The sequence below is a fragment of the uncultured Campylobacter sp. genome (assembly GCF_937997465.1).
In the GTDB taxonomy this organism is placed as follows: Bacteria; Campylobacterota; Campylobacteria; order Campylobacterales; family Campylobacteraceae; genus Campylobacter_A.
Map to the genome: position 1 here is coordinate 1 of NZ_CALKTQ010000150.1, position 10,147 is coordinate 10,147.

Annotated in this window: 10 protein-coding genes; 8 read left to right on the top strand and 2 right to left on the bottom strand. The window is 40.6% G+C overall.

Features of this window, described 5'->3' with window-relative positions; translation table 11 throughout:
- Positions 1 to 43: 43 nt before the first annotated feature.
- Both Q0546_RS04620 and Q0546_RS04625 read right to left on the bottom strand, forming a co-directional pair.
- On the bottom strand, positions 44 to 256 hold the full coding sequence (locus Q0546_RS04620) for a hypothetical protein (RefSeq protein ID WP_298790941.1): 213 nt from the start codon (positions 254 to 256) through the stop codon (positions 44 to 46).
- Positions 246 to 464: a hypothetical protein gene (locus tag Q0546_RS04625; protein ID WP_298790946.1), complete on the bottom strand. Its 219-nt coding sequence runs from the start codon at positions 462 to 464 to the stop codon at positions 246 to 248. Before Q0546_RS04625 ends, Q0546_RS04620 begins: the two co-directional genes overlap by 11 nt.
- Before the next feature lie 641 nt (positions 465 to 1,105).
- On the opposite strand from Q0546_RS04625, the gene Q0546_RS04630 reads away from it, so the two are divergent.
- From Q0546_RS04630 to Q0546_RS04665, 8 genes are all read left to right on the top strand, one after another.
- Complete coding sequence (locus Q0546_RS04630; protein WP_298790947.1) at positions 1,106 to 3,187, top strand: TonB-dependent receptor; 2,082 nt, start codon at positions 1,106 to 1,108, stop codon at positions 3,185 to 3,187.
- A 74-nt stretch (positions 3,188 to 3,261) separates the two neighbouring features.
- On the top strand, positions 3,262 to 4,296 hold the full coding sequence (locus tag Q0546_RS04635) for an ABC transporter substrate-binding protein (RefSeq protein WP_298790949.1): 1,035 nt from the start codon (positions 3,262 to 3,264) through the stop codon (positions 4,294 to 4,296).
- A complete protein-coding gene (locus Q0546_RS04640; protein WP_298790951.1) occupies positions 4,296 to 5,258 on the top strand; it encodes an iron ABC transporter permease in 963 nt (320 codons plus the stop codon). Before Q0546_RS04635 ends, Q0546_RS04640 begins: the two co-directional genes overlap by 1 nt.
- Entirely contained in the window at positions 5,249 to 6,022 is a 774-nt protein-coding gene (locus tag Q0546_RS04645; RefSeq protein WP_298790953.1) for an ABC transporter ATP-binding protein, read from the top strand. The genes Q0546_RS04640 and Q0546_RS04645 overlap by 10 nt, the downstream gene beginning before the upstream one ends.
- A 478-nt stretch (positions 6,023 to 6,500) precedes the next feature.
- Positions 6,501 to 6,839 carry a DUF6538 domain-containing protein gene (locus Q0546_RS04650; RefSeq protein WP_298790955.1) on the top strand — a complete coding sequence of 113 codons (339 nt, stop codon included), beginning with the start codon at positions 6,501 to 6,503 and terminating at the stop codon, positions 6,837 to 6,839.
- Positions 6,840 to 6,849: 10 nt separating this feature from the next.
- A complete protein-coding gene (locus tag Q0546_RS04655) occupies positions 6,850 to 8,634 on the top strand; it encodes a site-specific integrase (protein WP_298790957.1) in 1,785 nt (594 codons plus the stop codon).
- A 294-nt stretch (positions 8,635 to 8,928) separates the two neighbouring features.
- Complete coding sequence (locus Q0546_RS04660) at positions 8,929 to 9,174, top strand: hypothetical protein (protein WP_298790959.1); 246 nt, start codon at positions 8,929 to 8,931, stop codon at positions 9,172 to 9,174.
- Complete coding sequence (locus Q0546_RS04665; RefSeq protein ID WP_298790961.1) at positions 9,171 to 9,449, top strand: type II toxin-antitoxin system RelE/ParE family toxin; 279 nt, start codon at positions 9,171 to 9,173, stop codon at positions 9,447 to 9,449. Before Q0546_RS04660 ends, Q0546_RS04665 begins: the two co-directional genes overlap by 4 nt.
- Positions 9,450 to 10,147 lie beyond the last annotated feature (698 nt).

Sequence of the window (10,147 nt, forward strand, 5' to 3'; positions counted from 1 at the left end):
CTATCATATTTTACTAAAGATGATAAGAGAGAATCCGCTTAGCTTATCTTGAGCCTATAAAAAATACATTGGTTACGGTAGTCGTGTTTATAAATAGCTTTATGTCGGGATTGTTTTTTATAAGCTCGGCTATGTATATTTTAGTTTTTAATGCCAGCTTCGCGTCGCTTCTTATTTTATCATATGTAGTCGGCGTTTCATAATCGACCAAGATGTCTATTAAAGCATTGGTGTCCAAAAATACGTTATAAGACATATTTTTTAGCTCTTGCTTCTTCTAGTTCTTCGGGTTCGACGGGAATGTTTAAATTAACGCTACCGCATACGCTATTAAACGCTTCTAGCTTTTTATTGGTTATATTTTCTTCTTTTACCTTGATATCATTGCCTAGGCTTTTTAAAAACTCCTTAACCTTGGCGAGCACATCAGGTTTTTCTATGGATAGTTCCAGTTTGGCTAGCATATTAATCCTTTTAGACTTTTAATAATTATAGCATATTTCCACTATTTGGCCTTGTGTATTTTTATACTACGGTAAAACACCTTAAAAGCATCAATATATAGATAATTACAAGATCGGTTAGATAAGTAAAACCCGTAAATGATATACTAAAAAACAGTATCTACAAATCAGTTCAATACCTAAAAAAGCTACCGAACGATTTTTTGTTTGAGATATTGGTATGCAGATTGCATGAAAATCAGTCGTTTATTTTTTCTTAAATTAAGCTGGCTTTTATAATAGCCGTTAGGCTATTTGCCTGTCTGGCTAAGACCTTACTGCACTATCGCTTAAGATAGTGCTAAAACTTTGTTTTTGGAATTCTTACATAAGAGATGTATAACCATTTAATGAAGTAAAAGTAAAAACTGTTTTGTTTTTTATTAAAGTAAAATTACATTTTAAAATTACTTTTGAAACTTCGATAAATTAAACAAAAATTATTCCTCTTTTTGTTAGAATATTTTTATGAAGGACTACGTCCTCCCCAATATCGCTAAATTTTAAAAATAAATTATTTACTCAAAACCTTATTTTTAATCATTGAAAATCATTATATATTTCTGTATAATTGCCCGTTAATAATTTTTAAAGGAGTTTAAATGCAAAAGCAAATCGCGCTTAGTTTAGCGCTTGCGGGCGTTTTAGCTGCCGCGCAAAACGAAGTAGAGCTAAAATCGCTAGAAGGCGTAAACGTCACGGCGCAAAGATCGTCTCAAAGCGTAGACGAGATAAGCAAAAGTGTCTCGGTAGTAGATAAAGAGGCGATAGAAAGAAAGCTTGGCAAAAGCGTACCCGAGCTAATCAGCGAAGTGCCTGGAGTTTCAATCGTAAACGAAGGCATAGACTCAGGTACCGTAAACGTGCGCGGCTTTAGCTCATCTGACTACCGCGTGCCGATGTTCGTAGACGGGCTTAGATTTAGAGGTAGGCCGGCGTTTGAGTATTCGATATTTACGCCCGATCAAATCGAAAGGATAGAGATAATAAGAGGTCCTGCTAGCACGCTTTACGGCACGGATGCCTTTGGCGGCATAGTAAATTTAGTCACCAAAAGAGCTAGCGGAGACGTGCACGGCGACTGGGCACTATCGGACACTTATCTTAGCACCCAGTATCAAAGCGCGAACAAAGGCGTGCAAAACCGCTTACAACTCGGCGTAGTCGGACACGGGTTTGACGCATTGCTCGGCTTAAACTACAAACACGGCAAGGACTATGACACTCCGGCGGGTAAAATACCAAATACGAGGTATAATTACCGAAGCCTTGATTTTAAAGGCGGATATAGCTTTGCCGATTTTCACAGACTTGAGCTCGTAACCAGATATACGGAGTCTGAGCGCGGCGTAGTCGGTACGGCGGTCGGCGCTCCTGGAACGGCGAACAAAAAAGGCTTTCAAAAATACATAAAAGAAGCGCCTCTTAGAGAAAAATACGTAGCGCTAAACTACGAAGGTAACATAAACGACAAATTTATATTAGATTCTAGCTTGTACTACAGAGAGCTTTATACGCACCTAAATATAAGGCCGTATATAGGAGCTATGTCGCCTAGACAGGTCGATAACTACGTAAACGGCCCGAAGGTCTACGGCGGCAAATTTATCGGCAAATTTATAGGCGACAGCCTAACCCAAACCTACGGCGTAGATTTTTATTACGAGGACTGGGATAGCGTGTATCAAAGCGTAAACAAAGGCCCTAGCGTACGCAACAGGCTAAGAACCAAACAGCTTGATATCGCGGGCTTTGGCTTACTTGAATACGCGTTTAGCAACGACGCGATTTTGAGCGCAAATTTACGCTACGACCGCATAAAAACGTCCTTTGATATGGATAGCTCGATGAGCCCCGCCGTAAAAGCCCTATACGAAAACGCCAACGATAGAAAAGACGGCAGAGCCAGCTACGGACTGGGACTTATTTACCCTATCACCCAGGGGTTTGAGTTTGTAGGAAATTTCTCTACTTCGTTTAGGGCTCCTATGAGCGGCGAGGTTGCTCCGATACTTACGTTTTCGGGCAGCGAGGCGTATCTACCAAACCCTGATCTAAATATCGAAAAAGGCGTTACCTACGAGGCCGGACTTCGCTATACGGATAAAGCGCTTAGATCAAATTTGATATTTTACACGGGAGATTATAAAGACCTGATCGTCGAGCGAAACTGGCAAAGCGGCGGCGTGACCTACTATCAGTCGCAAAACGTAAATAGAGCCAAGATAAGCGGAGCGGAATTTGACCTAGCATATAAATTTTTATCAAATTTGGAGTTTAAAACAAACGTCGCCTACACTCGCGGCAAAAATAAACAAACCGGCAAACCGCTTCCGGAGATCGCTCCGCTTAGCGGACGCGTGGCTGTTTCTTATTCGCCGGAGTTTTTGGCAAACTCATACATAGAGTATAGCGGCGACTGGGCGGCAAGAAAGACGCGCATAGACGACAGCGTAGAGCGCGAGCGAGCCGGATATTTCGTGCATAACCTATACTTTGGTAAGAGTCTGGGCAAACTAGGATTCTTAAAAGATTTTAGCCTAAATTTGGGCGTCGAAAATATCTTTGACAAAGAATACGCCCCAAGCCTAAGCTACGAGCTAATCAGCCAGCCTAGAAGCGCTAGCAACCCGCTAATAAATCCTGGCAGAAATTTCAAACTAGGATTTAAGGCTAGCTTTTAAAATTTAAATTTGCCGAGCGGGTTTTAAACAGCCCCGCTCAAAAGCCCTAAAATTTACAAATTTAAGGATCAAATTTGAGAAAAATCATACCTGCTTTATTGCTACTGGCAGCGACGCTGGGCGCGCTTGAATTTACCGATCAAAGCGGAAACAAACTTCATTTTGATGGTTTGGTTAAAAGCGTAGCGCTGTTTCCGGTGCCGCTAGCTTCGTTTTCTCTTAGCGTCGAAAACAACGTATCTCGCCTAGCCTCCGTCCATCCCGTAGCCAAGAAAAACATCGAGCGCGGAATGCTGGGAAAAATGATCAAAGGCGCAGCTAGTATCCCGGCAGGCGGTATCGGAGATGACTTTGCGCCAAACATAGAGGAACTACTGAAGCTCTCTCCGGATCTAGTCGTGCAGTGGGGCATGAGAGGCGAAAAGATCATAGAGCCGCTGCGAAAAGTAGGCCTAAACGTAGCTTTGGTAAATTTAAGCGGCACGGAGGAAGACCCTCTTTTTTGGTTTGGTATGCTGGGTCAAATTTACGAAAAAGAGCAAAGAGCGGAGCAAATTTTACAAAATAGAGCCGAGGTAAGAGCTAAGATCGAAAATTTCGTAAAAGGGCTTAGCAAAAAACCGAAGGTTCTTTTTATATTCGGCCGAGATAAAAGCTACGAGGCTGCAGGAGGCGGGACGTATTTTGATTATGAGATCAAGCTAAGCGGCGGAGCAAATGCGGCGAATTTCGGGGGATTTAGAATTTTAAATAAAGAAGAAATTCTCGCGCAAAATCCGGACGTTATCTTGCTTAGCAACTTCGACGAGCTAACTCCGCGGGACTTTTTTGATGATAAAATTTTAAAAAATGTAAAAGCCGTCAAGCAAAAAGCCGTCTATAAAATGCCTCTGGGAGGCGATATGTGGGAACCGCCTACGGGCGAATCTCACCTAGGCTGGGCGTGGTTTAGCGTGCTATTTTCTGGGCAGGCGCATATAAATTTAAAAGACGAGATGAAAAAGAGCTACAAGTTGCTCTACGGCTACGATCTAAACGATGATGAGATAGCTCAAATTTTACGCTTCGACCTAAACGGAGAGAGCAAATTTTACGAGCTTTTTAGATAATGAAAAAATATCTGTTTTTATCGCTTTTTCTGGCCTTTGCAGTCGTTTTTTCGCTGCTTGCGGGTAGGATTTCGCTTGAGGGGCTAATTGATTATTATCAAAACGATAAAGAGACTCTTTACGCTTTGATATTTGACCTGCGCTTGCCTAGGCTGATAGCGGCGTTTTTGATAGGCGCTAGCCTTAGTGCGGCGGGCGTGATATTTCAGGCGATGTTTGCAAATCCTTTGGTAAGCCCAAATATCCTGGGTGTAGGCAGTGGGGCTGGATTTGGCGCAGTGGTTTGCATTTTAGCCTTCGGTAGCCCCGTAGCCACGCAAATAGGCGCTTTTATTTTCGGCTTTTTAGCCGTCATGATAGCTTACGCCCTAGGCGTTTTGGCAAACAAAAACTCAAAGCTCATGCTGGTGCTTGCGGGCATCATCACGGGCGCTATCTTTGAAGCGCTGATCTCCGTCGTCAAATACGTCGCCGACACGCAAGAAAAGCTACCTAGCATCGTATATTGGCTAATGGGAAGCCTAAGCGCCATATCTTGGAGCGACTTAGTGGCGCTTGCTCCCGTTTGCGTTATCGGGCTCGTGCTTTTGAGCCTAATGGGCTGGAAGCTAAACATTTTATCCCTAGGCGGCGAACATGCAAGCATTTTGGGCGAGAGCAAATTTTTAGGCTTTATCTTTATCGTACTTGCTACTCTGATAACGGCTGCAAGCGTAGCCATCGCCGGTATCATCGGCTGGGTCGGGCTTTTGATGCCGCATGTTACGAGGCTGATTTACGGCTCCGATAACTCGCAGCTAGTTCCGATTTCTGCGATATTAGGCGGGATATTTTTGATGCTAACCGACGTCGCGGCTAGAAGCGTGAGCTCGGCTGAAATCCCGCTAAGTATCCTAACCGCGCTTATAGGCGCTCCGATGATCGGCGTCATCATCGTTAAAAAGGGCAAAAGATGGTCTTAAACGTAGAAAATTTAAGCTTTTCTTACGGGGCGAAGCAAATTTTGCAAAATTTAAGCCTTAGCCTAGAAAGCGGCGAAACGCTTGCGATTTTGGGCCCAAACGGCATAGGTAAATCTACGTTTTTAAAGATTGTTTTGGGACTTCTAAAAGCAAAAAATGGTCAAATTTTGATTGATGGCCGCGATCATGCCTCTCTTAGCGGCAAAGAGCGTGCCAAACTCGTAGGATACGTGCCCCAAAGCGAAAATATCGCTTTTAGCTTTAAGGTAAAAGATCTGATTTTAATGGGCGTAAACGCAAACGTCGGTATGTTTTCAAGGCCGAGCGCAGAGGATAGGGCGATGGCCGAGGAAGCCGCACGGATAGCAGGCGTTAGCGAGTATTTAAATTTAAACGTAGACGAGCTAAGCGGCGGCATGATGCAGCTAGTCCTAATAGCTCGCTCGCTAGTACTACGGCCCAAAATTCTAATCATGGACGAGCCGACTTCCTATCTCGACGTCTTTCATCAAAACGCCGTTTTAAGCCTAATCAAAAAGCTAAATAGCGAGCAAAAAACATGCGTGATCTTTACCTCGCATCACCCCGATCACGCGCTTGCGGTGGCAGATAAAACCTTGCTTTTAAACGGCCCCTTAGGATATGAATTCGGTGCAACCGATCAAATTTTAAAGGGCGAAAATTTAACGAAACTCTTTGGTATCGATTTTATAAATTTAAACGTCGAAGATAAAAGGAGATTGCTGGTTAGGTGGAGGGTTTAGTAAAAACATTTTCTTGTTTTCGTTAAATATTCTAGATAAGCCTATAAAATATTGGGAGTAATAAAAATCAAGAAGTTGGAGCTCGGATGAGAGTAGTGCCAACGGCTATCGTCAGGTCTAAATTTGCTAGATGAGAGCATGGCAATAGTGGGGACGAGGATAAAATTTGCGGATATATGCTACGCTAAAGTCATTTTATAGGATTATTTTTTGTAAAATGCTTCCATTGTACCACCTTTTATCAAAGGTGTTCCATGGTTTAAGAAAAAAATCAAAGAAAGGGAAACTGCAAAATAGACGGTTTAAATACCGATAAATAGGGCATTTATGGTGTCACGGGGGAGACTTGAACTAAGGGCGTCCGGCTTATGAGGGATTATTGAAATTCGCACCAAATTACCTAAAAAACGGTATACGGCCGATATTTCTTTAAATATCTGCTACAGTTTGCTACAATTTTTATCGTATAACGACGATAATGCAATATCTCGTAAAACGAAACGGCATATATCATTTTAGGATAGCCATTCCGCTATATTTAAAGCCGTATTTTGGCAATAAAACCGAGTACACAAACTCTACCCGCACAAAACGCTTCACTTTAGCGATGAATCATGCTAAGATTTACTCTAGAATTTTTAATATGATTAAAAAGGCGGCCAAGATGAATTTAGGTAGCGAATTTATAGAGCATTTAGTGTTTACGCTTTTGGAAACCAAGGAAATCAAAAGTGTCAAAGAGCATGATTTGCTCGGCAGATATATAAGCATAGACGGACTATTGTCGCTTAATTTTATATCTAAAACAAAGCCTTAAGGAAAACAGCTTGCCGGACACGATATCAAGAGAGGTCGACGAGATATGCAAGAAGCTATCTTGCGCCGATATATCAACCAAGAAGACTCTAGGTAAAAGACTGCTAGAAGCTACTATCGATAACATAAATCATATATCTTATAAAATGTCTAAAAATCAAAAACTGCTAAACGAGAAACAACAAGCTTTCGTGCCGCTGGGCAAAAGACGCCAAGATATAAATTTAAGCAACGATACTAAAAATGAAATAGACCCAGTTGTTAAGAACATGGACGTAAATGCTTATCAAGACGATATAGATCTTTTAAAAGATAGCGATCTGGTGCTTCCTTTTACTAAAAGATCATTAAAAAACAGCGTTTCGGAACTAACCGACTCGATAAATGCTCTGGCTAGGCAAAAAGGAGCATTGATGACGAACGATATCTTTAGGTTGTTCGGACATAAATTGCTGCCGGACGGAGACGATAGGCCGAGCGGAGATTTAAAATTCGGATACGGCAATCTAGGCGACTATACTTTAGGAGGTTGCGTTAAGGTGTATAAGGTTAGCGATTATGAAGATAAAGGCATAATTTTAAAAGACCCAGAAGAAAGATACTTGGATGCGGCGCCAGAGCTTGCCAACGCCGACGATACTGAATATATTAACGACATTACGTTAAATCAAGCTATTAAATTATCTCAAGGTATTATCGCAGATAGAGCCAAAGCGCTGAGCGAACGGCTAAGATCTAGTAAAACCCTAGCCACCGTAGTAAACAAGCATGAAGCCGGAACAGACGTAATTACTCTTAAAACGGCTTTTAATAATTACGTATCTAACACTAGCGTATCTAGCAGCTGGAGCGACAGCACCCTGGGTCTAGTTAATCACGTAGGAAAGCTTATGTTTATGTACTTTGGCGGCGACTTAGATATTAAAAGCATAAAAAGAGACGATTTACTCAAATTTAGAAATACCTTGCTTATACTACCGACCAAACTCTCTCAAAACAATCTCTATAAAAACAAGAACTTAGACGAGATCATAGCTATAGCAAAGGATAAGCCGAAAATTTCCAAGTCCACTATCAAAAAATATATAGTTAGAATCTGCGAATTTTTTAAATATTGCTACGACAGTGATTACTTCGCTAAAAATCCCGCCACGGATATTCAAATAACCTTAACCGCCGATGACGTTATAAATAAAAAGCCATACCGAGATAGCGACGTAAACGCTCTTTTAGCCATTGTCTGCGATATCAAGGAAAACGGCGATACGAAAAGTCAAAGAGTAAATAAAGACGAACTGTTTTTCGTAACCCATATCGCAGCGTATTCGGGAATGAGGCTAAACGAAATAATCCAGCTAAATACGGACGATATAATAACCAAGGACGGCGTAGTTTGTTTTAGCTTAAATATGGAGATTGACGTAAATACCGATAGAAGCAAAACTTTAAAAACCAAAAACTCTATAAGAAACGTACCTATTCACCCTAAATTAAAAGATATCGGACTTTTTGAACTAATAGATAGTAAAAAGAAATCTGGCGCTAAAAACGGTAAGCCCGTAAGACTATTTAATTGCGACAATAAAGACTTTTCAGAATATTTTAGAAAAAAGATCAACATGAGAGTAATAAAAGACGATAAAACAAGGACGTTTCATTCTCTTAGGCATACTTTTATAAACAAGCTAATTCAAGGCGGCGAGAGGATAGAGCATATAGCGGCTTTAGTGGGTCACGAGCAACAGTATAAGATTACTATGAATACTTACGCAGAGCCCGTCAATATGAAATTTTAAAAAACTTAGTCGAAAAGATAAATTTTATAGAAGTTAAGGAAGAAGAGGGGTAAAAACGAGTAATGCTCTTTAAATCGAAGGACACAACCTAGTTCTTTGCGTAAGAGGCGAATTTTTTGTTTTTAAAAGCTTATGGCAAGCACAAACGTAATCGTTTGAGAGATTAAGACGTGTCCACGATACGTATTTTACTCCCTTACCCCTCTTTACTTTGCTTACGCGCTTGTATACCGCAAGGCGACTTCTTTTTAGGGGATATGGTATAATACTTTAAATCAAATTTGAGGAGACAAGATGACCTCGATTAATATAATACCCGATAATAGCAACCTAATACAAGCCATAAAAGCTGTTTTACAGCTAGATCCAAAAGCTCAAATAACCTATGACGACGACCTTGGAGGATTAAGCCTTGCGGATGCGAAACATTTGCAAGAAATTTCCGACGCAGACGATAGAGGCGAGGTAAAATACTATAGCTTTGACGAAATGAGAGAGCGCTCTAAAGAGCATTTACGAAAGCTCGGCGCGTCTTTATGAAAATAGTTCTTTCGGATAAATTTGGTAATGAGCTGGAAAGAATACTAAATTTTATCACTCAAGATAGCCTTAGCAGAGCGATCGAATTTAACGATACCTTGTATGACAAAATCCTAGAAATTCCAAGCAGGCCTTATAGTTTTCGCAAGAACAAGCTACTTAAACGAGAGGATACGAGAGACTTAATTTTTAAAGGCTACGTGATAGTTTTTCGTATTAAACCGGACTACATTAAAATTCTGTCGATATATAAGCATAATTTGCCGGATTATTAACCGACTGGCGTAGGTTTAGCGCATCCTATTGCTATTAAGTATTCGTAGCAAAAACGGGAAAAATCTGAATCTTTTCTAAAATTTCCTTGCCTGCAAATACTTTTAAAAAATAATTTCTTTTAAAACTCCCTAAAATACTATATCTCTTAAAAATTCCAATCGCTAACTGCTCTTTTATCTTCCCTTTTTCTAATGATCATGATGGGATTGAATAAAAAGATTAAAAGGAGACTAAATGAGTATTCTGTTAAAAGCAATAATAGAATGTCCGCTTAATTTGTCTTGAACCTTTAAAAAATAATCATTTGTTGTTTTTAAACCAACCGGTAATCTACAATCGATTTTAATTTCGTATAGCACCTAAGCCCTACCTGACCCGTATCGTTTAAAATATTAAACGCTAGATACCTTTGTGAACGTTTTTAGTCCTAGGATATAGGAAAATCCCAAATAAATATTTTTCGGGTCTATTCAGAGGCTTTTGCCTAAACGCCGCTATTATTTCGGTGCAGAGCCCTACTCTACGGCTTTTGGCCTATGCTAACGACATCTATGTCGCTACCACGACTCCGCTCGCATTTAAAAATGCTCGCTCCGTGTTTGAGAAAATTCGGAAATCCCGATTTTCTTTTCAAAATACCCAAACGAATATTTTTTAACTCGCCCTAGGCTCGTAAAAATCAAAATATCTTTTTTGA